Source organism: Pseudomonas sp. BMS12, assembly GCF_001592875.1.
Classification (GTDB): domain Bacteria; phylum Pseudomonadota; class Gammaproteobacteria; order Pseudomonadales; family Pseudomonadaceae; genus Aquipseudomonas.
In genome coordinates, this window is the sequence record NZ_LSOF01000031.1 from 1 (window position 1) to 25,871 (window position 25,871).

21 protein-coding genes are annotated in these 25,871 nt (G+C 62.2%); 17 read left to right on the forward strand and 4 right to left on the reverse strand.

Annotation, left to right across the window (positions count from 1 at the left end; genetic code table 11):
* The 5 genes from AYB31_RS20720 to AYB31_RS20740 all read left to right on the forward strand — a co-directional run.
* A partial coding sequence (locus AYB31_RS20720) for a DUF1636 family protein (protein ID WP_153020772.1) occupies nt 1–271 on the forward strand: 271 nt, incomplete at its 5' end.
* Nucleotides 272–289: 18 nt separating this feature from the next.
* Nucleotides 290–1,348: a cobalamin biosynthesis protein CobW gene (gene cobW, locus AYB31_RS20725; RefSeq protein ID WP_068830905.1), complete on the forward strand. Its 1,059-nt coding sequence runs from the start codon at nt 290–292 to the stop codon at nt 1,346–1,348.
* Between the two features lie 3 nt (nt 1,349–1,351).
* Nucleotides 1,352–5,182, forward strand: coding sequence for a cobaltochelatase subunit CobN (gene cobN / locus AYB31_RS20730; protein WP_068830906.1), 3,831 nt, complete (start codon nt 1,352–1,354; stop codon nt 5,180–5,182).
* Nucleotides 5,179–6,171, forward strand: a complete 993-nt coding sequence (locus AYB31_RS20735; protein ID WP_068830907.1) for an ATP-binding protein — start codon at nt 5,179–5,181, stop codon at nt 6,169–6,171. Before cobN ends, AYB31_RS20735 begins: the two co-directional genes overlap by 4 nt.
* Before the next feature lie 128 nt (nt 6,172–6,299).
* Nucleotides 6,300–6,833: a vWA domain-containing protein gene (locus AYB31_RS20740; RefSeq protein ID WP_201787433.1), complete on the forward strand. Its 534-nt coding sequence runs from the start codon at nt 6,300–6,302 to the stop codon at nt 6,831–6,833.
* 12 nt (nt 6,834–6,845) lie between these two features.
* On the opposite strand, the gene AYB31_RS21745 is transcribed toward AYB31_RS20740, so the two are convergent.
* Nucleotides 6,846–6,983, reverse strand: coding sequence for a hypothetical protein (locus tag AYB31_RS21745; RefSeq protein ID WP_161489395.1), 138 nt, complete (start codon nt 6,981–6,983; stop codon nt 6,846–6,848).
* A 146-nt stretch (nt 6,984–7,129) separates the two neighbouring features.
* Entirely contained in the window at nt 7,130–9,403 is a 2,274-nt protein-coding gene (locus tag AYB31_RS20745; protein ID WP_068830916.1) for a cytochrome c3 family protein, read from the reverse strand.
* A 313-nt stretch (nt 9,404–9,716) separates the two neighbouring features.
* Between AYB31_RS20745 and AYB31_RS20750 the strand changes: the two genes are divergently transcribed.
* The 9 genes from AYB31_RS20750 (at nt 9,717) to AYB31_RS20790 (ending at nt 19,816) form a co-directional block, all read left to right on the forward strand.
* The gene (locus AYB31_RS20750) at nt 9,717–10,688 is read left to right on the forward strand and encodes an AAA family ATPase (protein ID WP_068830909.1); all 972 of its coding nucleotides are present in this window, start codon (nt 9,717–9,719) and stop codon (nt 10,686–10,688) included.
* A gap of 19 nt (nt 10,689–10,707) precedes the next feature.
* Entirely contained in the window at nt 10,708–11,655 is a 948-nt protein-coding gene (locus AYB31_RS20755; protein ID WP_068830910.1) for a DUF58 domain-containing protein, read from the forward strand.
* Nucleotides 11,652–12,158 carry a DUF4381 domain-containing protein gene (locus AYB31_RS20760; RefSeq protein WP_068830911.1) on the forward strand — a complete coding sequence of 169 codons (507 nt, stop codon included), beginning with the start codon at nt 11,652–11,654 and terminating at the stop codon, nt 12,156–12,158. The genes AYB31_RS20755 and AYB31_RS20760 overlap by 4 nt, the downstream gene beginning before the upstream one ends.
* Nucleotides 12,145–13,146: a vWA domain-containing protein gene (locus AYB31_RS20765; RefSeq protein WP_068830912.1), complete on the forward strand. Its 1,002-nt coding sequence runs from the start codon at nt 12,145–12,147 to the stop codon at nt 13,144–13,146. Before AYB31_RS20760 ends, AYB31_RS20765 begins: the two co-directional genes overlap by 14 nt.
* Nucleotides 13,146–14,735 carry a VWA domain-containing protein gene (locus AYB31_RS20770; RefSeq protein ID WP_068830913.1) on the forward strand — a complete coding sequence of 530 codons (1,590 nt, stop codon included), beginning with the start codon at nt 13,146–13,148 and terminating at the stop codon, nt 14,733–14,735. Before AYB31_RS20765 ends, AYB31_RS20770 begins: the two co-directional genes overlap by 1 nt.
* Nucleotides 14,732–16,084, forward strand: coding sequence for a BatD family protein (locus tag AYB31_RS20775; protein ID WP_068830914.1), 1,353 nt, complete (start codon nt 14,732–14,734; stop codon nt 16,082–16,084). The genes AYB31_RS20770 and AYB31_RS20775 overlap by 4 nt, the downstream gene beginning before the upstream one ends.
* Nucleotides 16,081–17,091: an HAD family hydrolase gene (locus tag AYB31_RS20780; RefSeq protein WP_068830915.1), complete on the forward strand. Its 1,011-nt coding sequence runs from the start codon at nt 16,081–16,083 to the stop codon at nt 17,089–17,091. Before AYB31_RS20775 ends, AYB31_RS20780 begins: the two co-directional genes overlap by 4 nt.
* A gap of 189 nt (nt 17,092–17,280) precedes the next feature.
* Nucleotides 17,281–18,846, forward strand: coding sequence for an arylsulfatase (locus AYB31_RS20785; RefSeq protein ID WP_082805388.1), 1,566 nt, complete (start codon nt 17,281–17,283; stop codon nt 18,844–18,846).
* Between the two features lie 241 nt (nt 18,847–19,087).
* Nucleotides 19,088–19,816, forward strand: coding sequence for a phage integrase (locus AYB31_RS20790; protein WP_153020773.1), 729 nt, complete (start codon nt 19,088–19,090; stop codon nt 19,814–19,816).
* Here AYB31_RS20790 and AYB31_RS21635 read toward each other — a convergent pair.
* Nucleotides 19,779–20,288, reverse strand: coding sequence for a hypothetical protein (locus AYB31_RS21635; RefSeq protein ID WP_153020774.1), 510 nt, complete (start codon nt 20,286–20,288; stop codon nt 19,779–19,781). The two genes, AYB31_RS20790 and AYB31_RS21635, sit on opposite strands and share 38 nt — an antisense overlap.
* Nucleotides 20,289–20,884: 596 nt before the next feature.
* Between AYB31_RS21635 and AYB31_RS21640 the strand changes: the two genes are divergently transcribed.
* Nucleotides 20,885–22,807, forward strand: coding sequence for a hypothetical protein (locus AYB31_RS21640; protein ID WP_153020775.1), 1,923 nt, complete (start codon nt 20,885–20,887; stop codon nt 22,805–22,807).
* 17 nt (nt 22,808–22,824) lie between these two features.
* Nucleotides 22,825–23,664 (forward strand): hypothetical protein, encoded by an 840-nt coding sequence (locus AYB31_RS21645; protein WP_153020776.1) that lies wholly within the window; start codon nt 22,825–22,827, stop codon nt 23,662–23,664.
* 138 nt (nt 23,665–23,802) lie between these two features.
* Here the strand turns inward: AYB31_RS21645 and AYB31_RS21315 are convergent, their stop codons facing one another.
* Nucleotides 23,803–24,543, reverse strand: a complete 741-nt coding sequence (locus AYB31_RS21315) for an N-acetylmuramoyl-L-alanine amidase (protein WP_082805390.1) — start codon at nt 24,541–24,543, stop codon at nt 23,803–23,805.
* A gap of 1,009 nt (nt 24,544–25,552) precedes the next feature.
* Here AYB31_RS21315 and AYB31_RS21650 point away from each other — a divergent pair.
* Nucleotides 25,553–25,798 carry a hypothetical protein gene (locus AYB31_RS21650; protein ID WP_153020777.1) on the forward strand — a complete coding sequence of 82 codons (246 nt, stop codon included), beginning with the start codon at nt 25,553–25,555 and terminating at the stop codon, nt 25,796–25,798.
* The last annotated feature ends 73 nt before the right edge of the window (nt 25,799–25,871 follow it).

Genomic DNA, 25,871 nt, shown 5'->3' on the forward strand with positions numbered 1-25,871 from the left:
CGAAGCCCTGGCCGCCGCCGAGCCGGCGCTGCAGGTGCGCCGCACCCGCTGCCTGATGGCCTGCCAGCGCCGCTGCACCGCGCTGCTGCGCGCCCCCGGCAAGATCACCTACGTGCTCGGCGATCTCGCCCCCGGCAGCGAGTCCGCTGCTGCGCTGGTCGCTTACGCGCGTCACTACCGGCAATCGGAAACCGGCCAGGTGCCGTTCCGCGACTGGCCCGCCGGTATCAAGGGCCACTTCGTCGCCCGCATTCCCGTTTTCGAAGACTGACCCACAGGAACCACGCCCATGTCCGCCAAGATCCCCGTCACCATCGTCACCGGCTTCCTCGGCGCCGGTAAGACCACGCTGCTGCGCCACCTGCTGCAGAACGCCGGCGGCCGCCGCATTGCGGTGATCGTCAACGAGTTCGGCGAGCTCGGCATCGACGGCGAAATCCTCCGTGGCTGCGGCATCGGCTGCGAAGAGGATGAGGCCGCCGGCCAGCTCTACGAACTGTCCAACGGCTGCCTGTGCTGCACCGTGCAGGAAGAGTTCTACCCGGTGATGCGCGAGCTGATCGCGCGCCGTGGCGACATCGACCACATCCTCATCGAAACCTCTGGCCTGGCCCTGCCCAAGCCGCTGGTGCAGGCCTTCAACTGGCCGGAGATCAAGAACGCCTGCACCGTGGATGCGGTGGTCACCCTAGTCGACGTTCCGGCCGCCGCCGCCGGTCAGTTCGCCGCCAACCCCAAGGCGGTGGACGAGCAGCGCCGCGCCGACCCGAATCTGGACCACGAGTCGCCGCTGCACGAGCTTTTCGAAGACCAGCTGTGCGCCGCCGATCTGGTGGTGCTGAGCAAGACCGATCAGGTGGATGTGGACGCCATCGCCAAGGTCGAGACCCTGGTGCGCGGCGAGATTCCGGCGCAGGTGAAGATCATCGCCAGCGACCAGGGCCGCCTCGACCCTGACCTGCTGCTCGGCCTGGCCAGCGCCTCCGAGGAGAGCATCCACCTGCGCCAGGGCCATCACGAGCACGGCGAGGGCGAGGAGCACGACCACGATCACGACGAGTTTGACTCCATCGTCGTCGACCTGCCGCTGGTCGACCGCGACCGTCTGCTCGGCCTGCTCGAACATCTGGTCGAGCAGCACACCCTGTATCGCATCAAGGGCTTCGTCGCCCTGCCGGGCAAGCCCATGCGCCTGGTGGTGCAGGGCGTCGGCCGGCGCTTCGACGCCTACTTCGACCGCCGCTGGGCCGAGGGCGAAACCCCGGCCACGCGCCTGGTGCTGATCGGTCATGATCTGGATGCCGCCGTGCTGGAACAGGCCCTGCGCGGCGCCGTGGTCGAGGCTTAAACCATGCACATGCTGACGGCGCTGCCGGGTGGATTCGTCGAGGACGGTTCGGTTATCACCCGTCTCGAGCAGAGCCCGGCGGACATCGTCATCCTCAGCGCCGCCGACACCACCCTGGCGCTGCTGGCCGCCTGTTGCCCGGCGGGCGACTACCCCAGCGTGCGCCTGGCCAACCTGCTGCACCTGCGCCAGCACGCCTCCATCGACCTGTATATCTACGAAGTGCTGCAGCACGCGCGGCTGATCGTGGTCGACCACCTGGGCGGCGAAAGCTACTGGCCCTACGGCACCGAACAGCTGGTGGAGCTGTGCCAGCGGCGCGGCATCGCCCTGGCGATGTTCTCCGGCGACATGAGCGAAGACCCCAACCTCACCGCGCGCAGCACGGTGCCGGCGGACGTCTGCCAGCAGCTGTGGCGCTACCTGCGCGAGGGCGGGGCGGGCAATGCGCGGGCTCTGTACGCCTACCTCGGTGCGCGCTTCTTCGACCTGCCTGGCGCAGTGCCGCCAGTGCGCACGCTGCCGCCGTTCGCCATCTTCCACCCGCAGCAGGAGCTGGCCGGTGTCGCGGCCTGGCGCGAGCAGTGGATACCTGGCGCGCCCTGCGTGGCGCTGCTGTTCTATCGGGCGCATCTGCAGGCCGGTAATACCCGCGCCTTCAGCGAACTGTGCGACGCGCTGCTGGCTCAGGGGCTCAATCCGTTGCCGGTGGCGCTGCTGTCGCTGAAGGATGCGCAGTGCCTGGCGGCGTTGCGCGAACTGTGTGCGCAGCAGCAGGTGGCGCTGATCCTCAACACCACGGCATTTGCCGCCGCGAACATGGACGACCCCGGCGACCATGCCCTGGTCGGCGATATCCCGGTGCTGCAGGTGATGCTCTCCGGCGGCAACCGCGACAGCTGGCAGGCCGACGCCCACGGCCTGGCGCCGCGCGATATGGCCATGCAGGTGGCGCTGCCGGAAGTGGACGGGCGCATCATCAGCCGCGCGGTCAGCTTCAAGGGCCTGGGCCGGCGCTGCGAGCGTACCCAGTGCGATGTGGTCGAGTACCAGGCCGAGCCGAGCCGCATCGCCTTCGTCGCCGAACTGGCGCAGCGCTGGTGTCGCCTGCGCAGCAAGGCCAACGGCGACAAGCGCCTGGCGCTGATCCTGGCCAACTACCCGACCCGCGAGGGTCGGCTGGGCAACGGCGTCGGCCTGGACACGCCGGCTTCGGTGATCGCCATCCTGCAGCGCCTGGCGGCCGAGGGCTATGCGGTCGAAGACATTCCCGCTGACGGCGATGCGCTGATGCGTGAACTCAGGCAGGGCGTGACCAACGACCCGGATCACTGGGCCCTGCGCCCGGCACGGCAGAGCCTGGCCATGGCCGACTACCTGGCCTTCTTCGCCACGCTGCCGGAGGCCAATCGCACGGCCATCGTCGAACGCTGGGGCGCGCCCGAGGCCGACCCCATGCTGCGCCAGGGCCGCTTCATGATCGCCGGGCTGCGCCTGGGCAGCGTGTTCGTCGGCATCCAGCCGGCGCGCGGCTACCAGCTCGATGCCCTGGCCAACTACCACGACCCGGACCTGGTGCCGCCGCATTATTACCTGGCCTTCTACTGCTGGCTGCGCAGCGCCTGGGGCAGCGATGCCATCGTGCATGTCGGCAAGCACGGCAACCTGGAATGGCTGCCGGGCAAGAGTGTGGCGCTCAGCGAGACGTGCTGGCCGGAGCTGGTGTTCGGCCCCATGCCGCATCTGTACCCCTTTATCGTCAACGACCCCGGCGAGGGCAGCCAGGCCAAGCGCCGCGCCCAGGCGGTGATCATCGACCACCTGATGCCGCCGCTGACCCGCGCCGAGAGCCATGGCCCGACCCGCGATCTGGAGCGGCTGATCGACGAGTTCTACGAGGCTCTGACTCTTGACCCTCGGCGCGCCGAGCTGCTGCGCAAACAGGTGCTGGCGCTGCTGGTCGAGCACAACCTGCACGCCGACCTGGGCCTGGCGGCGCCGCGTGATGCGGAGGAGGAGCAACTGCTGCTCAACCGCGCCGACACCTACCTGTGTGACCTCAAGGAAAGCCAGATCCGCGATGGTCTGCATGTGTTTGGCGCCTCGCCGGAGGGCCGCCTGCTGCGCGACACCCTGCTGGCGCTGGCGCGTCATGGTGTGGCCGATGGCCAAGGAGCGAACGCCAGCCTGATCCGCGCCCTGGCCCGCGACCTGTTGCCGGGCAGCGGCTTCGATCCGCTGGATGCCGACTGGGGTCAGTCCTGGGACGGTGCACGCCCGGCCGTGCTGGTCGAGATCAGCGCCGAGCCCTGGCGCACCCTGGGTGATACCCGCGAGCGTCTGGAGTTGCTGGCGCTGAGCCTGCTGGAACGCTCCGAACAGCCTTGTGGGAGCGGATTTATCCGCGATCCGGGCAACTCCGCGCCGGCGTCTATCGCGAATAAATTCGCTCCCACAAAAGACTCCCATACCGCCGCCGTGCTGCAACGGGTCGAGCAGGACCTGCGCCCGCGTCTGGCCGCCTGTGGCGAACAGGAGCTGTACCAGCTGTGTCGCGGCCTGAGCGGGCGCTTCGTGCCGCCGGGGCCGAGCGGCGCGCCGTCGCGCGGGCGACCGGATGTGCTGCCCACCGGGCGCAACTTCTTCTCGGTGGACACTCGCACCGTGCCCACGCCGACTGCCTGGGCCTTGGGCGAGAAATCGGCGGCGCTGCTGATCGAGCGCTACCTGCAGGACAACGGCGACTATCCGAGCAGCCTCGGCCTGTCGGTATGGGGCACGGCGACCATGCGTACCGGCGGCGACGACATCGCTCAGGCCCTGGCGCTGCTCGGCGTGCGCCCACTGTGGGCCGAGGGCAGCTGGCGGGTCAGTGACTTCGAGGTGCTGCCGCTCAGTCGCCTGGGCCGGCCACGGGTGGACGTGACCCTGCGCGTGTCCGGCTTCTTCCGCGATGCTTTCGGCGGCGTGATGCAGCTGTTCGACGCGGCGGTGCAGAAGGTCGCCGCGCAGGTCGACGAGAGCGCCGAGGCCAACCCGATCCGCGCGCGCATCCTGCGCGAGGCCGCCGAGTTGCAGGCCGGCGGCCTGAGCGAGGCCGATGCCCGCCGCCAGGCCGGCTACCGCATCTACGGCGCCAAGCCCGGGGCCTACGGTGCCGGCCTGCAGGGGCTGATCGACTCGCGTGACTGGGACGGCGATGCCGACCTGGCCGAGGCCTACCTCAACTGGGGCGGCTACGCCTACGGCCAGCAGCACTATGGCGAGCCGCTGCGCGAGGGCCTGGCGCGGCGCCTGCGCGGCGTGCAGGCGGTGGTGCAGAACCAGGACAACCGCGAGCACGACCTGCTCGACTCCGACGACTACTACCAGTTCCAGGGCGGCATGAGCGCGGCGGTGCGCCACCTGTCCGGGGCGCAGCCGGCAATTCTGCTCGGAGACCACAGCAACCCCGAGGCGCCACGCATCCGTACGCTGTCCGAGGAAATCAGCCGGGTCATGCGCGCGCGGGTGACCAATCCGAAGTGGCTGGCCGGCGTGCAGCGCCACGGCTACAAGGGCGCCTTCGAGATGGCCGCCACCGTCGACTACCTGTTCGCCTACGACGCCACCACCGGCGTGGTGCGTGACGACCAGTACGCCAGCCTCACCGACGCCTACCTGAACGATGCGGCCAGCCGCGAGTTCCTCGAACGGCACAACCCCGACGCCCTGCACGACATCGCCGAACGCCTGCTGGAAGCCATGCAGCGCGGCCTCTGGGCCGAGCCGGGCGACTACCGCGAGCAGGTCGAACAGCACCTGCTGGCTGCCGAACAGCACCTGGAAGAATGACCATGACCCCATATCCCTTCAGTGCTCTGCATGGCCAGCCGCAGCTGCAACTCGCCTTGCTGCTGGCGGCCATCGACCCGCAGATCGGCGGTGTGTTGATCGAAGGCCCGCGCGGCACCGCCAAGTCCACCAGCGCCCGCGCCCTGGCCGAGCTGCTGCCGGGGCAACGCTTCGTCGACCTGCCGCTGGGCGCCAGCGAGGAGCAACTGCTCGGCTCGCTGGATATCCAGGCGGCGCTGCAAAACGGCGAGGTGCAGTTCAAGCCGGGCCTGCTGGCCCGCGCCCACGACGGCGTGCTGTATGTCGACGAGGTCAATCTGCTGCCCGACGGCCTGGTCGACCTGCTGCTGGACGTGTGCGCCAGCGGGGTCAACCGCATCGAGCGCGACGGCATCTCCCATCAGCACCCGGCGCGCATCGCCCTGGTCGGCACCATGAACCCGGAGGAGGGCGAGCTGCGCCCGCAGCTGCTGGATCGCTTCGGCCTGTTCGTGCGCCTGGATGCGCAGATCGACCCGGCTACCCGCGAGGCCATCGTGCGCAGCCGCCTGGCCTTCGACCGCGATCCGCAGGCCTTCGTCGCCCGTCATCGTGATGCCCAGCAGGCGCTGGTGACGCTGCTGGAGACGGCGCGGGCACGAGTCGCTTCGCTGGAATTCAGTGATGCGCTGTATCGCCAGGTCAGCCAGCTGTGCCATGCCGCTGCGGTCGAGGGCGTGCGCGCCGACCTGGTGCTGCTGCGTGCGGCGGCCGCCCACGCCGCCTGGCAGCAGCGCGACGAGATCGGCGCTGAGGATGTGGCCGCCGTGGCCGAGCTGGTGCTGGCCCATCGGCGCAAGGTGCCGCCGGCCGAGCAGCCACCGGCACAGTCGGGAGCCAGCGGCGCCGCTCATGCACCAGAGATTGCGGGCGAGTGGGGCGAACTGCCGCCGCAGGCAGTGCCGATCCAGTCGGTCGAAGCGCGGGCGCTGCCGCTAAAAAAGCCCTGAGCGCGCGCCCGGCAACCGGCGCCCAGGCCAGTCGCGCCACTCTTGGGCCAAGGGCGCGCAGCCGGGGTGCCGCGCAGGATGCGCGCATCCATTGGCCACGCACCTTGCTGCGCAAGGGGCAGGCCGCCTTGGGTTACGAACATCTGCAGTTCCAGCGCCGTGCCAGCACGGCCGGCGAACTGCACTGCCTGCTGCTGGACTGCTCCGGCTCCATGCTCAAACGCCATAACCTGGCGCTGGCCAAGGGTCTGCTGGCACAACTGAGCGCCCAGCTGTATCGCCGCCGCAGCGAGCTGGCGGTGATCGCCTTCGCCGGGCGCCAGGCGCGCGTGCTGCAGGCACCGCGCAAGGCGGCGGCCTGCAACCTAGAGTGGATTGCCCCGATTGGCGGTGGCGGCGGTTCGCCGTTGCTGCGTGGGCTGGAGGAGGCCGAGCGCCTGCTGAGCGCGGCGCGGCGGCGTAATCCGGGGCAGCGGCGCTATCTATGGCTGTTCAGCGATGGGCGTTTTCAGCAGTTGGGTGGGCGCCCGCAGCATGCCGATCACTGCCTGGTGGTGGATTTCGACAATGCCCCGGTCGCACTGGGCCGCGCCGAGCGCATCGCCGGATTGTGGCAAGGGGAGTACTGGCGAGCCGAGCAACTGCTCGCCGCCACGCGCTAAGACTGCGAGCGCTTAGCGGAATACGTCGTTCAGGCTGACGACCATGTGCGAAGGGCCAAAGGCTGGAGCAGGGCGCTCCTGGTTCACGATCAGGCCGCCAAGCAGGCACATGCCGAGGAACAGGCCGGGCAGTACGAGATAGCGAAGCATCGCTGGGCTCCTTCCTCACCAGAGGCGAGGGACAGACTGTTGTTGTTTTTAGTCTGTCCAGAGTGCCGCCAAGCACGCTTTGCGCGTTTACCCTAACGCGCCATTGGTTTGCCAATTCACGCCAAGCTTCGTCCGTTTGTCCGCTGCTAGGGGATTTTGATGGTGCCCAGCCCCAACTGTTGCTTGGCCTGGGCCAGGCGTGGGTCGTCGGGGGCCACCTGCTGCATGCGCACCACATAGGGCAGCGCCTGGTTGCGCTGCCCCCGGCTGCCGTGCAGATAGATCATGGCGTAGAGCAGGTCGGCATCGTCGGGCGCCTGTTCCAGCCCCGCCTCCAGAGCCATGCGTGCCGGTTCCGGTTGCTGCAGTTGCAACAGCAGCAGGCCCTGGTTGTAGCGGATGCGTGGGTTCTGCGGCAAGGCCTCGGCGGCGATGCCCAGCCATTTGGCGCCTTCCTCGGCCTTGCCGCGCTCGACCAGCAGCAAGGCCAGCATGTAGGCCAGGTTGCCGTGGTCGGCGGTCGGCATGTTTTCCAGGGCCACGCCATCGCGCAGAACCTGTTCGGCTTCGTCCGGACGCAAGATGTTGTTGGCCAGGGTCACCAGGTTCATCCGTGCGGGGATGAAGTAGGGGTCGAGCTTGAGGGCCTGGCGATACTGCTCCAGGGCTTCCAGCTGCTTGCCCTGGCGTTCCAGCAGCACGGCCAGGTTGAGGCGATTGCCGGGCAGGTCGGCGTTGCCGCGCAGGCGTTTCTCGTAGTCATTCAGTTGCGCGCTGAAGCTTTCGCGGCGGTCTTCTGGCAGGGCGATCAGCGGAATCCCGGCCAGGGCACGCAGGGCTTCGTCGCGCACCGCGCGGTTGGCGTCATCCAGCAACGGCAACAGTTCCTTGACCCGTGCCACCGGGGGCAGGCTGATGAAACCGCTGGCGGCGTAGGCACGCACCAGCGGACTGTCGTCGGCCAGGGCCTGGCGCAGGCTGGGCAGCGCCGGTTCGCCGAAGCCGGCCAGCTGTTCGGCGGCGCTGGCACGGACGATGACCGGCTTGCCGAGATCTTTGATCAGATCGCCCAGCAGTTGCAGCGAGTCGGCACTGCCCTGGCGCACGGCATGGAAGGATTCACCGTAGTGCGGCGGGCGCGCCGGCGTGCCGAACCAGCCTTCGATAGCCTTGGCCGCCCAGGCCGGCTGCTGGTCGGTGTGGCAGGTGGTGCAGGCATCCGGGCTGCCGTCCTTCGCGGCCAGGTCGGGGCGCGGGATACGCAGGCTGTGGTCGCGGCGCGGGTCGATCACCATGTAGGTCTTCTCCGGCATGTGGCAGCTGACGCATTGGGCGCCGGGCGTGCCGGGCTCATGGTGATGGTGCTCGGGGCTGTCGTAGTTCTTCGCCTGCAGGCTGGGGAAGCGTTCCTTGGGCGGTTGCTCCTGGTGGCACTGCAGGCACAGCCCGTTGCCTTCGAGTTTGACCTTGGTGCTGTGCGGGTCGTGGCAGTCGGTGCAGGTCACGCCGGCCTGGTACATCTTGCTCTGGGTGAAGGAACCGTAGACGTACACCTCGCCATCGATCTGCCCGTCGGCATGGTAGAGGTCGGGACGGAGGGTGGATGGCAGCACTCTGTCGAGCAGTGGGTGACCGGGCTGCTGGCCGACTCCCGTGGTTTGCCGGCGGCTGTGACAGAAGGCGCACTGCTCGATCAGGCCCTGGCCGCCGAGGGCCTTGAAGTCCACGGCCAGGCCGATGTCCTTGGCCGAGCTGTAGGGTTTGTCGGTTTTCTTCTGCGCCCAGTCGACGTGGGCCTGGCTCGGGCCGTGGCAGCCCTGGCAGCCGACGTTCTGTTCGTGCCAGGTGCTGGCGAAGGTGTCGTGCTGGTCGTCGTAGTGCTTCTGCAGGTTGCTGGAGTGGCAGTCGGCGCACATGGCGTTCCAGTTCTGGTAGCGCCCGGTCCAGTGCAACGGGTCGTTGGGGGCGAAGCGCTGGCCTGGATAGAGGGAGAACCAGCGCTGGCCGCCGGCAGCCTTGGGCCGGCTGTCCCAGGCGATGGTCAGGGCCTGCAGGCGCCCGCCGGGCAGGGCGACCAGGTATTGCTGCAGCGGGTCGTAGCCGAAGGTGTAGAGCACCTGGAAATCGGCCGGCTGGCCGTCCTCGCCCTCGGTGTTGACGAAGAACTGCTCGCCCTTGCGGAAGAAGCGCGCCTTGACCCCGGCTTCATCGAACTGCGCGTTGGCGAAGTTGCCCAGTATGTTTTGTGCCTTGGCTTCGCGCATGGCCCAGTCGTGGTCGGAGTTTTCCCAGGCCTTGGCCTGCTCGGCATGGCAGCCCAGGCAGCTAGCGGCGGGGGCATAGCCGGCCGGGTCTTGGGCGAGTTGCGGTGGCTGGCTGGAGTCGGCCTGTACGGTCAGGCTCGACAGGGCGGTGAGCATGAAACAGATGAGCAGGCGATGCAGGGGCAAGGGCTGTTCCTTAGCGAGGTCAGGCTGACGGGCTGGGCTGAGTCTAGCGCGGCGAAAAAAACAGGACGGCAGTTCGACACGGGTGATTGTGCCCAGATAAGAGCACAGGCGAGTGAGTGCTGGCCATGCGTCACGTGGCAATCAGCTGGTGACTCATGGTCTAGGCTACCGGCTAAGTGCTGAATGGTTCTTTTGGATGACTACCTGTACAGCCTGTTTGGCTAGGCTGTTGCAAAGATCCGTGCGCACGCCCGCCGCCACGACACTGTGAAAAGGACCTCCCATGAGTACCCGCGACGACATTCTTGCGCTGCAGTCCAGCATCAGCCGTTCCGTCCTGGGTCAGGACGAGGTGATCCGCCAGGTACTGCTCGGCCTGCTCGCCAATGGTCACGTGCTGCTGGAAAGCCTGCCCGGCCTGGCCAAGACGCGTACGGTCAAGGCCCTGGCCCAGCACCTGGAAGCGCACATGAGCCGCATCCAGTTCACCCCCGACCTGCTGCCCTCGGATATCACCGGCGCGGAAATCCTGCAGCAGGTCGAAGGGCGCAACCAGATCAAGTTCCAGCCCGGCCCGCTGTTCGGCAACGTCATCCTGGCGGACGAAATCAACCGCGCGCCGGCCAAGGTCCAGGCCGCGCTGCTGGAAGCCATGGAGGAGCGGCAGATCACCGTGGCCGGTACCAGCCACAAGATGGAAGCGCTGTTCATGGTGCTGGCCACGCAGAACCCCATCGAGCAGGAGGGCACCTACCCGTTGCCCGAGGCGCAGATGGATCGCTTCCTGATGAAGGTGCTGCTGACCTATCCCAAGGCCGCCGACGAGACTCAGGTCCTGCGCCTGCTGCGTGATGAGGAACAGGCCGCAGGCAAGGGCGCGGAGAGTGTGCGCCTGAGCCAGGAAACCATCTTCGCCGCGCGCGGGGAAATCACCCGCGTGCATGTCGCGGAAACCATCGACCGCTACCTGATCGACCTGATCAACGCCACGCGCTTCCCCGCCGATTACGACGAGGACCTGGCGCGCTGGATTCATATCGGTGCCAGCCCGCGTGGCGGCATCAGCCTTGACCGCGTGGCGCGCGCGCATGCCTGGCTTGAAGGCAACGACTTCGTCTCGCCGGACGACGTGCGCGCCGTGCTGCACCCGGTGCTGCGCCATCGCCTGTTGCTGTCCTACGACGCGGTGGCCGACGGGGTGACGAACGACCATGTGCTCGACCGCCTGCTCGACAAGGTGGCGATCCCGGCCTGAGCCGGGAGAGGAGTCGGTCATGCCCCAGACAGCGACTGCGGATGGTTTCGTCTACGCCTCCTTGGCCCAGTTGATGAGGCTGGAACACCGGGTGTTCGGCCTGCGCTTCCAGGGCAGCCAGCCGCGTTCCAGCATCCTCTCCGGCAACCATGCCTCGCGTCTGCGCGGGCGCGGCCTGAACTTCGACGAGCTGCGCCACTACAACCCCGGCGACGACCTGCGTCACCTCGACTGGCGTGCCACCCAGCGCTACGGCAAGCCGTTCGTGCGCAGCTACACCGAGGAGCGTGATCGCCCCGTGCTGATCCTGGTGGATCAGCGCATGAGCATGTTCTTCGGCTCGCAGCGCAGCTTCAAATCGGTCACCGCCGCCGAGCTGGCCGCGCTCTCGGCGTGGATGGCCTTCCATGGCGGTGATCGGGTCGGTGGCCTGGTGTTCAACGATAGCCGCATCGAACGCATCACCCCCATCCGCAGCCGCAGCCGGGTAGAGGCCCTGTGCGCCGCCATCGTCCGGCAGAACCAGGCGCTGGCCGCCGACCTGCCCGACGCGGAGAACGAACCGCAGCTCGACCGCGCCCTGCAGACCTGCCTGGCCATGGCCGGGCACGATCACCTGATCTGCCTGATCAGCGACTTCGCCGGCGCCGGACCGCGCACCCTGCAGCTGATGCGCCAGCTCTCCACGCATAACGATGTGATTGCCATGCAGGTGTACGACCCGCTGGCCCTGAACCTGCCGGATCGCGGGCGGATCATGGTCACCCAGGGCGAGCTGCAGGTGGAGCTGGAGGTCGAGCGACGCCAGGTGCACCAGCCGCTGGGTGATTTTCTCGGCGGCCGGCTGCAGGAAGTCGCCACCTTGCTGCGCCGCAGCCAGGTGCCGCTGATGATGCTCAGCACCGGCGCAGACACCCACGAGCAGCTACGTAGCGAGCTGGGCCGCGCGGCCGGAGGGCGGCGATGAGCACGGACAAGACGCCGCACCTCGACCAGTTGCAGGAACTGGCGCTGCCGGCGCCGCCAGTCAGCTACTGGCCGCAGACCTGGGGCTGGGCCGTGCTGGCCAGCGTGCTGCTGCTGGCCCTGCTCGCCTGGGGCGCCTGGCGCTGGTGGTGCTGGCGGCGTGACCGCTATCGGCGCGAGGCCATGGCCCGGCTGGCCGAGCTGCAGCAGGCCCTTGCCGATGACCGGCAGCGTCTGCCGGCGCTGCGCGAACTACCCGAATTGCTCAAGCGCGTGGCGCTGTCCATGCCCGGTCGGCCGAATGTGGCGACGCTGGGCGGCAGCGCCTGGCAGGATTTCCTGCAACGCACCAGCCCGGCGCCGCTGCCGGCGGATTTCAGCCAGCGCCTGGCGACACTGGCCTACGCTCCGGAGCCGCAGTTGCGCGCGCTGGCCCAGGAGGATGTGCAGGCGCTGCTGCACCACAGCCGGCACTGGATCGAGAAGCATCATGTGGCAGCTTGACTACCCCTGGGTGCTGCTGGCCTTGCCGCTGGCGCTGCTCGGCTATCGCTACCTGGCGCCTTATCGCGAGGCGCGCAGCGCGCTGCGAGTGCCGTTCTTCGCCGCCATGAGCCGGGCGGTCGGGCAGAAGCCGGAGGCCTCGGGCGCGGCTGGCAATGCCTGGCAGCTGTGGCTCAACCTGCTGGTCTGGGGCCTGCTGGTGGTCGCCTGTGCGCGACCGGTACTGGTGGAAAAGCCCATCGAGCGTGAACAGCCGGTGCGCGACCTGATGCTGGCCATCGATATTTCCCAGTCCATGGAGACCGCCGACTACAGCAACGCCAGCGGTCAGCGCGTGGATCGCCTGAGCGCGGTGAAGGAGGTGGTGCAGGGCTTTATCGAGCGGCGCAAGGATGATCGCCTGGGGTTGATCGTGTTCGGCACCGGCGCCTACCCGCAGGCGCCGCTGACCCTCGACCACGCCAGCCTGCAGCTGCTGCTCGACGAGATCGCCACCGGCATGGCCGGGCCGAACACCGCCATCGGCGATGCCATCGGCCTGACCATCAAGCTGCTGGACAAGGCCCAGGAGCAGGAAAAGGTGCTGATCCTGCTCACCGACGGCAACGACACCGGCAGCGCCATCACCCCCGAGCACGCGGCGCAGATGGCCGCGGACAAGGGCATCGTCGTGCACACCATCGGCATCGGCGACCCGGCTGCCACCGGCGAGGCCAAGGTCGACCTCGGCATCCTGCAGGCCATCGCCAGCTCCACGGGCGGCCAGTTCTTCCGCGCCGACGACCGCGCCGCGCTGGATCAGGTCTACGCCACGCTGGATCGCATCACCCCGCACAAGGTGCAGAAACTCAGCCACCAGCCCAAGCGCGACCTGTTCTGCTGGCCTCTCGGCGCGGCGCTGCTGGTGCTGGCGCTGTATCAGGTGCTGGCCGCGTTGCGTGGTCGCCTGGCGCGCGCGGCCGTGCCGAGACCGGCAGAGGAGGTTTGATGGATATCGACCTCGCCGCCTTCCACTTCCTGCGCCCGCTGTGGCTGCTGCTGGCGCTGCTCGGCATCGCCCTGCCGTTCGCCTGGAACCGGGCACGGCTGTCGGCCTTGCGCGCTGCCCCGGTTGCCCCGCATCTGCTCAAGCACCTGCTGATCACACCTGACGATCCCCATCGGCTGCGCCCCATTCACCTGCTGGCGGCGTTGCTGATCCTCGGCGGCCTGGCGGCGGCGGGGCCGACCTGGCAGCAGGACCGCCCGGACTTTCTGGAGGATCGCGCGCCACTGATCCTGGCGGTTGACCTGTCGCCGTCGATGGATGCCAGCGACATGCCGCCCTCGCGCCTGGAAGCGGTCAAGCACAAGCTGCACGACCTGATCCAGCGCCGCGCCGGGGCCAAGACCGGGCTGATCGCCTATGCCGGTACGGCGCATCTGGTGCTGCCGGCGACCCAGGACCCGCAGCTGCTCGACAGCTTCCTGCAGGCACTGGGCACCGGGCTGCTGGATGCGCCCGGCAAGGATGTGGTCGGGGTGATCGAACAGGCCAAGCGCCTGCTGGCCGCCGAAGAGTCACCGGGCACCTTGTTGCTGCTGACCGACGGCGCCGATGTTGAGCAGCTGGATGCAGTGGCCGCCAGCCTCAAGGGCAGCAAGCTGCAGGTGCTGGTACTGGCAGTTGGACATGAGGATGGCGGCGCGCTGCGCGATGCCGAGGGCATGCCGCGGACCGACTCCAGCGGTCGGCCGGTGCTGGGTAGCTTCGATGCCGAGGGCCTGAAGAAGCTGGCCAGCGCCGCCGATGCGCCCCTGGGCAGCCTGACCCTGGACGACGATGACCTGGACTGGATCGAACTGCACGCCCAGCAGCACCTGCAGGCCGTCAGTGGTGACGAGCAGGACGTGCACTGGAAGGATGCCGGCTACTGGCTGTGCTGGCCGCTGGCACTGATCGCCTTCTTCTGTGTGCGCCGTGGCTGGAGCGTCAACTGGCTGGCCGGCCTGCTGCTGGCCTGTGGTCTGGGCCTGCCGGGCGCACCGGTGCAGGCCGGGGCCCTGGCCGATGCCTTCTTTACCCCGGACCAGCAGGGCCGCTGGGCCTTCGAGCATGAGCACTACCCGCAGGCCGCCGCGCACTTCCATGATCCTTACTGGAAGGGCCTGGCCGCCTACCGCGGCGCCGATTACCAGGCGGCCCTGGCCAGCTTCGCCAGCGTCGATACGGCGCCTGGCTATTTCTACCTGGGCAACAGCTATGCCCATCTGCTCAAGTACCCCGCTGCCATTGCCGCCTATAAGCAGGCGCTGAAGCTGCAGCCACAGTTCCCCGAGGCCGCCGCCAATCTGGCCCTGGCCATCGCCCTGCAGAAGGATTTCGAGGAACAGCAGGAAGTGGCGCCACAGATGGAGCCGGACAAGATCGAGTTCGACAAGGAGCCCGGCAAAGGCAAGGAGGGCCAGATGGACGCGCAGAAGGCCGCCTCCGACGCCCTCTGGCTGCAGAACCTGACCACCTCGCCGGCCAAGTTCCTGCAGCAGAAATTCCGCATCCAGAGCACGCGCCGACAGGCCGCAGGAGCGCAGCCATGAAGCGCCTGTTGCTGCTTCTGCTGCTCGGTCTACAACCGCTGCTGGCGCTGGCCGAGCCTCAGGTGCTGGTGGAGGCGCAGCTGGTGCCGGAGGGCAAGGCGCTGGTCGGTGGCACCCTCAATCTGCAGGTCGATGTACTGACCGACACCTGGTTCACCGAGGCGCCGCAGCTGCCCAAGCTGGATCTGCCCGGCGCCCAGGTCACGCCGCCGAGCAGCGAGGCCCTGCACCTGAACCTGCAGCGTGAAGGCACCACGTTCTTCGGCCTGCGCTTCACCTATCAGATCACCCCGAACCAGGCCCAGCAGTTCCAGATTCCGCCACTGCCGATCCAGACTGTTCCGGGGCAGGGCAGCGGCCCGGTCACGGTGCAGACGGTACCGCTGGATTTTGTCGCCAGTCAGCCCGAGGGTGTTGCCGAAGGCCAGCAGGTACTGATGGCCCGGAACCTGAAATTCACCCAGCAGATCGAGCCATCGCACAGCCCGCTGCGGGTCGGCGACAGTGTCGTGCGGCGCCTTACCCTCGAGGCCGAGGGCGCGCAGGCCATGCGCCTTCCGGCCCCGCCATTCGAGGAAGTCGAAGGTCTGCAGCGCTATGTGAAAACGCCTCAGGTCGGCCCGCTGGACGATGGCCGTGGCAATGTCAGCGGCGGCCGCCGGGTGGATGAGGTCAGCTATGTCATCGATCAGCCTGGCGCCTACCAACTGCCGGCCATCGAGCTGCAGTGGTGGGACATGGCCGCCAACCAGATGCGCACCGCGACAGTGCCGGCCCAGGATATCGAGGCCAGCGCCGAGCCTGCCTACCAGGCGCCTTTCTCGATTGCCGAGGACCTGCGGGCGCTGGGCCAGAGCGCGCGTATCCATATTGCTCAGTACTGGCTGTTGCTGGCCGCGCTGCTCGTGCTGGGTGGGCTCGTCATCTACTGGGGGCTGCCCTGGTGGCGGCGCGGTTCTGCAGCCTGGCGCGCCTGGCGCAGTCGGCGCCAGCAGACTTACCTGCAGTCCGCGGCTTTCGCCTGGCAACAGGTGGCCCAGCAGCTGCGTGGCCGACCGGCGCAGGTCGGTGCGCTCTACCTCTGGGGACGGCGCAGCCTGGATGCTCGAACACTTGGCGCTGTGGCCAGGAAAATTTCCGACCCATCCGCACAGCGACTGCTAACGTTTCTCAAGTCCAATTACGGCTCTGCCGCCAGGCCCGAAGAAGCGCTTGCGGCATTGCAGCAGGCTTTGCCCGAACTGAAGCGCAGCGCTCTTAGGCAACAACCTAGCGCGCCCGGCCAGGGACTCTTGCCCATCAACCCCCGCCAGCCTGTGGCGGGCTCTACTTACAGGGACGCCCGATGAACAGAACCTTATCCCCTCTCGTGACCTGGCGCTGGCTACTGGCCCTGCTGACCGTTCTGCCGTTGCTGGCCTCTGCCACCGAGCCGCTACCGTCCTGGAAGGACGGCCCGTCCAAAAAGGCGATCACCCAGTTCGTCGCCGCCGTGACCGAGGAAGGCTCCAAGGATTACGTCGCGCCAGCTGAGCGCATCGCCGTGTTCGACAACGACGGCACCCTGTGGAGCGAGCAGCCCATGTACTTCCAGGTGCTGTTCGCCTTCGACGAGGCCAAGCGTCTGGCGCCGGAGCATCCGGAGTGGAAGACCACCCAACCGTTCAAGGCTCTGCTCGAAGGTGACAAGGAAACCCTGGCGGCCAGTGGCATGGAGGGGCTGATGAAGATACTCGCGGCCACCCACACCGGCATCAGCACCGAGGAGTTTTCGGCCCGCGCGGAAGCCTGGTTGGCCAAGGCCAAGCACCCGAAAAGCGGCAAGCCGTTCACCGAGATGGTGTTCCAGCCGATGCTGGAACTGCTCGACTACCTGCGCGCCAACGGCTTCAAGACCTACATCGTCTCCGGTGGCGAAGTGGCCTTCATGCGCACCTTCGCCGAGGAGGTCTACGGCATCCCGCCGGAGCAGGTGATCGGCACCACCTTCGTCACCGAATTGCAGGACCAGGACGGAAAGCTGTCGATCCTGCGCCAGCCCAAACTGCTGCACAACGATGATGGCCCGGGCAAGCCGGTGAGCATCGACCAGGTCATCGGTCGCCGACCGATCCTCGCCTTCGGCAACTCCGATGGCGACCTGCAGATGCTGCAGTGGACCGCTGCCGGCGACGGCAAACGCTTCATGGGCCTGGTGCACCACACCGATGCCCAGCGCGAGTGGGCCTACGACCGCGAGTCCAAGGTCGGCAAGTTGGACAAGGCGCTGGTTGCGGCCAAGCAAGGCAACTGGACGGTGGTGGACATGGCCAAGGAGTGGCAGCGCGTGTACCCGTTCGAGGCGCCACAACCCTGAGTTCGGAATAACAGCGCGTACGGAACACCAGCACGCGACGCGCAAGGTATCCGTCGACCGATCTGGAGGAAAAGGCTGTCCCGGGTCGGTTGTTATGGAACATCAAGGCCCTAAGTTTCACCTGGGCCTTGGTGGCTGCAAGCAGTACGCAGGCAATGTACGACCAACACTTGCATTCAGGAGTCACCGATGAAACGGACCATCTTGGCCTTGGCAGCCGTGGCTGCAATCGGCGTCGGGGGGCCTACCCAGGTCCTGGCGCAAACGGAGAAACCCAACATCGTCGTCATCTGGGGTGATGACATCGGCGTGCACAACATTAGCGCCTATAACCTCGGCGTGATGGGTTACCAAACCCCCAATATCGACCGCATCGCCAAGGAGGGCATGCAGTTCACTCACTCCTACGGGCAGAACAGCTGCACGGCGGGGCGCGCCTCGTTCATCCTCGGCCAGCATCCGTTCCGCACGGGCTTGCTGACCATCGGCATGCCTGGCTCGAAGCACGGTATTCCGGACTGGACACCGACCATCGCCGACCTGCTCAAGGAGCAGGGCTACGCTACTGGCCAGTTCGGCAAAAACCACCTGGGCGACCAGGATGAGCACCTGCCGACCAAGCACGGTTTCGACGAGTTCTTCGGCAACCTCTACCACCTCAATGCCGAGGAAGAGCCTGAGGGTTACTACTATCCGAAGGATCCGGAGTTCCGTAAGAAATTCGGCCCACGCGGGGTGCTGCATGCCACGGCTGATGGCAAGATCGAGGACACCGGGCCGCTGACTTCCAAGCGTATGGAGACCATCGACGAGGAAGTGCACACCAAGGCGATGGATTTCCTGGAACGCCAGGTCAAGGCCGATAAGCCGGTATTTCTCTGGTACAACTCCACCCGCATGCACATCTGGACCCACCTGAAGAAGGAGTCCGTCGGCAAGACCGGCGTCGGCCTCTACCCGGATGGCATGGTCGAGCATGACGGCTATGTCGGTCAGGTGCTCGACAAGCTCGACGAGCTGGGCATCGCCGACAACACCATCGTCATCTACAGCACTGACAACGGCGCCGAGAAAGTGTCCTGGCCGGATGGCGCTATCTCTCCATTCATGGGGGAAAAGGGCAGCACATGGGAAGGCGCCTTCCGCGTACCAATGATGGTGCGCTGGCCGGGCAAGATCAAACCGGGGCAGATCTCCGACACCATCATCTCCCAGGAAGACTGGATGCCGACCCTGGTGGCAGCAGCCGGCGAGCCTGATGTGGTGGAGAAACTCAAGAAGGGCTACAAGGCCAACGGAAGGGACTTCAAGGTCCATCCGGATGGCTACAACTTCCTGCCTTTCCTGACCGGTAAAAGCAAGGAAGGTCCGCGCAAGGAGATCTACTACTTCGGCCAGGGCGGTGAGTTGAATGCCGTGCGCGTCGGCGACTGGAAGATCCACTTCGCCACAGTCGATGGCAACATCGCCACGGGCAGCCGCAAGGTCACCTCCTGGCCCTTGATCATCAACCTCAAGGCCGACCCCTACGAGACGATGTGGAAGGATGGTGAGCTGGGCTATCTGCGCTGGTATGCCGAGCAGATGTGGACCTTCGTGCCGGTGCAGCAGAAGCTGCAGGAATTCATGGCCACCATTCCTGAGTACCCCTATCAGTCCGGCGAAAGCCTGAACGCGGCCGGTATCAGCTATCAGACACTGAAGGTTCAGGAAGTGATGGACAAGCTCAAGACCCTCAGCCCACCGCGTAACTGAGCCTGACGCTCAAGCAACCCTGGAACGCCCTGACGTGATTCAGGGCGTTTTTTATGGATATAGCTAAAGACGAACGAGGATATTTTTAGCTGGGCCCTGGAGCGGGCAAAACTCCCAGTTCAACTCGGCATTGTCGGCACCTGGCCTCGGGCGGCGGATTTCGGTTCAGCCCCGCCCCAGTGGACTGGGTTGGCAGCCTTCAGGGACTTTCTCGGTACAGCTTGCGCAGCAGGGCCAGCAGTTGCGTGCGTTCCTGCGTATCGAGCGAATCGGTCGAGTCGAGACCTACGCGAACTATCGTCGGATCAGGTTAGGGCAGGGCACGTCGCCTAAGACGCTCAACAATGAGCTTGGGTATCTGCGAGCCGTCTACAACGAATTGCGTGGCCTGGGCGCCATCGACTACGCCAATCCACTGTCCCTGGTGAAGCCGTTGAAGATCCAGGAGCGTGAGTTGTCCTGGCTGACAAACGATCAGATTGCCGAGCTACTGGCTGAGATCCGCAGAGGCTGTGATAACCCGCATGTGGAGATCGTCACCCTGATCTGTCTGGCCACTGGTGCGCGCTGGTCAGAGGCCGAAAAGCTCAAACCGACCGGACTGCGTAATGGGGTGATCACGTTTAGCGGGACCAAGAGCGGCAAGGTTCGATCAGTGCCAATCACGTCCGAGCTGGAAGCCAAGATCGTTCGTCACTGGAGAGAGCATGGCCAGCCCAACTCGGCCATCACCTCGTTCCGTCGAGCCCTGGCCAGGACGACCATCGAGCTACCGAAAGGGCAGGCCGCCCATGCACTGAGGCACACCTTCGCAAGCCACTTCATCCAGAGCGGTGGGAACATCCTCACCCTGCAGAGAATTCTGGGGCACTCCAGCTTGGCCATGACCATGCGCTATGCGCACCTGGCGCCGGATCATCTGCAGGATGCAATCAGGCTTGGTCCGCTTTCCTCCGCCTGCTTGCGATGAGTGCCGATACCGCGCTGAACCACATTGATGCTGCCACCATTAGGATCATCATGTTGGCCAGATAGTTGGCGATCACGTCCCCTTTCATTACCCGCGAAAAGCGACTTGAGGAGCCCAAGGCGCCGTCGAAAAGGCCCCCGAGCATCATTCCTCCCACAATGCAGATAAAAACCACGGCCCCTGATTTCATACGTTTATTCGATTTGGAATAAGCGAAAAAAGGGGCAAAAATTATCGCTGCTGGATTCACTACTAGCCAGAAAACGCTATGCATCGCTTTTGTCTGGCAAGCGTGCGGCGTCTTGCTGGCTAGCTTTTCTGGCCCTGGAATCCAAACAGACAGACCATTTAGAAGCTGGTTTACGCTCTCGCAGCTCCCGGCTGAGACTGTCAGGAGCACTACCGCGCTAAGGCTGAGCAGTAGGATTGCAGTCAGAGGGTCGTACCGGGTCTGAATCAGGGTTGTTCTCATGCCTGCACCGATCCTTGTGTGGCTTGCGACGGTACTGGAGTTTCGACACCTTTTCGACACCCAAAGAAAAAACCCCTGAATTTCTCTAGGAAAATCAGGGGTTTATTTGGTGGAGCCGGGGGGAGATGTGGCCTAACCCCCCTGAGCCCCGCAAACCCCAGTGTTTCCAGCGCTATTCGCAGGTCACTTGGATTTGGTAGATATCGTGCGGTTGGCCAAAAGTCTAAGCATCGTTGGGGTTTTGTAAAGCGTTTTCCGGCGTATCCAATCCGCCCAGTTCGTGAGCCCTGCAGGCATGCCTGATGGCCGGCTAGGATCTGGGTTCAAATCCCTAAGAGGGATCTGAACTGGTGCTGCAAGCTGCGTGGCTTTGTAACTGTCTTCTAGTGGCAATCACACAGTTTGAAGCCCAGACACACTGGGGCGGGGCTCATTAACCCTGCAATGGGCTACCGCTCTTAGTGGCCGAAGAAAACCTACTCTAGTGGGTAATTGCAGTTCTCGTTGGCTTGATTTCTATAACACCTCGACTAGCTTAAAAATCGGTAAGGCTCAGCATACGAGAAGGATCACCGCACCCTAGGGAAGGTGTCATCATGCTTGACGTCAATAATCAATCGAGTATTTGGATGGTCGCGAGGTGGTTTTTACCCCTCAAGGCTATCCTTCTACTGTCATTATTAGCTACCGCATCTTTTGCTGAGCCTATTGAGCCGCCTCCAGACGACTTTGTTCTTGTTCGTAGGGTTATTGATGCGCGTTACTTTGACGTTGATAGTGCATTTGCTTCACCAAGGAATGGCCAATCAGGCAAGGGTGGGACTAACTGGTCTGGTGCTAGCCTTAGATCCTCTCTTTCTTTGAGCGAGGCTCTCTCGTCAGATATTTCTCGTGAAGTACCTGTATTGAGTAATGATGCCATATCTAATGTTGTTCTACGTGAGTACGGCTTTGGTCAAAGAAATTCAGCTGAATCTTATGCCGCTATTGAAAGTAAGATTCTCGAGTTAAATGGCCTAGAGAAACCTGAAGAGATTAAAGTGGGAAGTCGATTGAAAATTCCCGCGCTTCCTCGTATGGCTTTGGAAAAACCAAGTCGGTTCAATCAAAATAATGCAATACCTATAAGCAGTGTATATCCTGCGTTGCGCGATGTGGTGTCGTATAAGTCCTTTAACCCTAAGGCTATGGCGTTTACTGAACGCCCTGCTAATTCATCAGCGATGCGGGATGGTGCTCCTCTTACTGTTCAATACATGTGGCTTCCCCGTGACTCAGTGGAGAAGGATAGCTATTTGGCGTGGGGGGAGGGCGCCGCAGAAGTCCAAGCGGAGTCTTTAGTTGTCACTCTAGACTCTGCGGGCGGAGGTGGGAATGCGCTAGGCTCATTTCCATCGCAGTCCGAGAGGGAAATAATAAGTCGGCGGCTTTCGAGTCAGCCTAATCAAGAGTCCGTGCTCATCGTGCTAGATGATGGTTGGCCAAGCGATGAGGCCTATAGAAACTCTGTAGAGTTTCTTTCCACTGCATTGCAAAGAATCAATAAAAAATTTCTGTATCCAATAGGCGTCAGCGGAGAGTTTGCTTTATCTCGCCAGATGACAAGCTTTCCTAAGGAAAAATTCCATGCCCGCTCGATAGAGAAATCATTATCCGTCTTGACGGATATGGAGCCCAATAAAGACTGGCAGAATAATCGAGTGAAGGTTGTGTATTTCCCGTTGTCAATTGCTCAGAAAAATTCAAAGCCGATTCTCGAGGAGTTGATAACTTTACGTTTGATTGATGATTTTATGCTGGATGCCAGAGGGGATTTTGCGCCCCCGGTCGACGACGTAAATCGTTTGCGGAAAACAGCTAAAGAAATTGTTTCTCGGTTGCCTGGTGATATTGGTATTTCTAACTTGAAGACTGATAAAGCAATTATTGAGTCGGTGTTGATTTTTGCAGATTTATATGCGACAGCTACAGGGAATCCATATGTCGTAAATTTCTCATGGACGACTCCAAAATTAAGAAATAAATTCACTTCGTTCGATTTCAATAGAGGGATCTTGGTTGCGGCGGCGGGTAATTCATCATCAGCCGATTGCCCTAAGTGCCGCCCCTATCTAGCATATAAGGAGGAATGCACTTCTTGTGCGCACAATGCTGCTTCTCAAGAGATGTGGTTTGCGGCTAGGTCTGTAGAGAGTCAAGATGTTATTGCGGTAATGAATACTACCCGCGAAGGGGCGCTTCAATGTCGCTCAAGTATTGTCAACTCGAAACGCATAGATCCGTTTGTTTTTTCATTTGATGGATTGGTTAGTGCAGATATATGCGGGACTAGCTTTGCAGCGCCCCGCGTAGCCTGGTTAGTTGCCGCAAAACTTGCTTATATCGATCCCCATACTTTGGATGCCCCTGGGCCAGAACGTGGCTGGCAGCTGCGTCAGATTATCAGGCAGGCAAGGGTCGGGGGAGTCGATAAGGGTGATCAATATAATTTAGACGTCGGGAAACTTTTCAGCAATTAATGGAGGTTCGTGCCGCTATGAATAGCCTTAAATACGTTGGTCTGATTTCATCATTCATGTTGGCAGTATCTGTAGCAGGTTGTCGCCATGACGCAAAAGCCGCTTGGGCAGATGTGGCTAAGGACTGCGCATTTAGTGACTTAAATGGAGAGAAAATTCTATTCTTTGGCCCATCAAACTCAATAGGCCCTGGATCTATTTGGCGCCAAGCATCTGAGGCCGGTGGCGGCTACAGAGTACGGTGGGAGTCAGCATCTGTTCCGTCCGGTGCTGAGTGGATGAGAAATGGTAGTGAGTTTCAATGTCAAGGTAATAACATAACGAAGTTCACAGGTGCTGCGACGACAACATTTGCTTCGGATATTGCTCCTCTATCCGCTGAGTTAAAGGCGGAGCTAGAAAAAGCAAAAAGCGTAGAAGTTAAAGTGGCAATGATGAAGTGGGATACTTTGGTGGAGGGGCCTTTCGAGCAAGCGGTTCTAGCTCTTCCGGCTGATGCGCCACTAAAGAAGGATTTAGCCAAGCCAGGGCGGCTTGTCATGTATCGTGCTCTTCTGATTAGAGGGTTTGAGGCTAAGCTTTCATTTGATACGGTTGTGGGGGGGGATGTCAGTGCGAAAATAAAGGATGGTGTTTTGCAGTCAATAAACGGAGAGCTAGGGGCAGGGCTTAATGCACGATGGGATTCTAATAAGAATTTATATTTGTCCTCTCCTTCGGATTTTTATGTTGCGGGAGAGCTGGTTGAATTTGATATGGATGGTGGGTTTGCCTCTGGCGGAAATTCGCCATTTTCAGAACCTGTTGATATTAAAGCTGATGCAGATATAGGTCTTGAAGTAAGAAGTCAGCAATAGAGTATGTGATAGGGTGTGGGGGGGGAGGTTGTATTCGCGTGGTAGGGCTATAAGTAATTTACTCCCCCCGATCTAGTTGTCCTCTCAACAGGCTCTGACTTATCAGAGCCTGCTGTCGCGTGGAATGATCTTTTCGTGTCATTTGGTCACGACTGACCAATCGAAGCCTGGAGCAGGATCCCAGCCGAACCGGCCTATCGGGTTCACATCCTCATGGCCTACGATTCGGCCTTTAATCATTGGTATCGAATACTTTTTTGAAATGTCAGTAACAAGGTGTTCGAGAGTTTTATACATTTTATCTGTATAGACGGTTGAGTCATGTTTCTTTGAGCCGAAGTCGAGGGTTTCTATGCCAATGGCATAGTTGTTTGGATCTGGATCAGTGTCGAAATTTATTGGTAGGTCTTCAGTGGGCCATCGCTCATTAAAATAGCTATATTCTGGCCAAGGTAGGCCGTCAGCTCGTGCGACGAAAGCTGCCTCAGTTTTGTCCCAGACAGGCTTGAGATCACCGTCGACATAAATCGCATCCTTAGGGTAGCCCTTATACCAGTTGAAATACTTCAGATAGCACTGCCACTTTTCTTGACCTTTCTTATAGAGACTCCTTGTGTTGGAGTCGATACCAGCATGCCAGGCACGAGATGCATCAGGAACGAACTGAAAGAGTTCACCTTCTTTGGTTATCAAGTAATGAGCGCTGACCGAGTTTGATGCAAGGAAGGTTTTTCTTACAGATGGCAGGCTATCGGTTCCTGTGACGTGGATTACTACATGCGTGGGTAGCGTTGTTGATGGCCTGCGAGCATTTTTATTTGGTGACTCAAGGCGGTTTTGAATAGGGACAAGGTTGTTCCATTCGTTTGGCGTAGACATACTTAGCTCCCGTGGTATGTGTCTGACGATTTTTGACTGGCCCGTGAGTGTCAATACTCAGAGCAAGTTTCTTTGGCCGGACTTAACTATAGTCGCTGTTCGAATGGCTTGCGTGGAAGTGTTTTGCGCCTCCCTTATTCGATTGGCGCTCCTTGTGTTGTTTTAATATCAGCTTTTATTGTAACTAATAGGAGGTCGAGTTTGAGCGCGTTTATCCGAAATGCATTGGTGTCTGCCCTAGGCCAGAAAACACTGTGGTGGAAAAATGGGTAGCGTTGCCGGGACGCCTTGACTTCAAAAAGGCGGCAAGGTTGTCGTCAATTCGTAGTGTTTTTTCCTGACGGTGTCGCGATTACCGTAATTACAGAGGAGCTAAGTTGGTAAAACATGGCAGTATATGACGCGCTATCGCGACAGGGCACTGCAGCGCAGTATGTTGCTTAATAATTATTTGGGATGATTTTGAATGGGCATAAATTCCATACGCTTTGATTTGTCTGATTGGTTGATTCATTTCTTTCGTGATATTGATTTTAATGGTGGCAATTCAATTGTCTATGCTGAGCATATGGGGTGGGGAAATGTTATCGAAGACTGTAAGTATTCGTCGCTGTTTATGCTGCGGTGTGCAATAAGGTCTGGGCGTCTGTGGGCTACATGGTCGTATCGCAATAATGTACGAACAATATACGGGCCTGACCCTGCTGTTTGCTTTACGGAAATGCCAATAGCTGCTTTTCTTGAAACGGGAGAGGCACGGCACCGACGCGGGGAGGCGATGAGTCAATTTGCACTCATTTTTCCCAAAAAAATGTTTTTAAAGTGGGCGCCAACCCTGTTATCTACGGCCTAGATAACAAAGATTGCTGGCCCCAGGATATTCGATTCACAAGTGCTTCCCGAGCGTGAGCAGTACCGATACGTAACTTATAATCCAGCATCAACAAAGCCGATTGATTGGAGTCATGAAAGGGAGTGGAGATGGCCTTATAGGGGAGACTACAGTGGCGTGGAAAAAGCTCTCGAAGAGTTTGGAGTTGTAGGTGACGCCATGGATATTCCGGGGTTAGATTTTTATAAAGAGGATATAAGCGGTATTGGGGTGGTTGTTAAGAAGTCAGTGCACGGAAAATGGATCGCTCACGATATTTTAGCTCTCGTTGATAGGGGTGTCATTCAGAGAGATACTTTTCGTTTTATCCTGGTGTCGGATGATTTGCCAGATTGTGCCAAACTTATCAGTCCCGAAGATTGAATCGCCCCGGCTTTCCTAGACACTCTCCAAGCTCTGGAAATAGCGCTTTTCAAACTCCACTGGCGATAGCTGC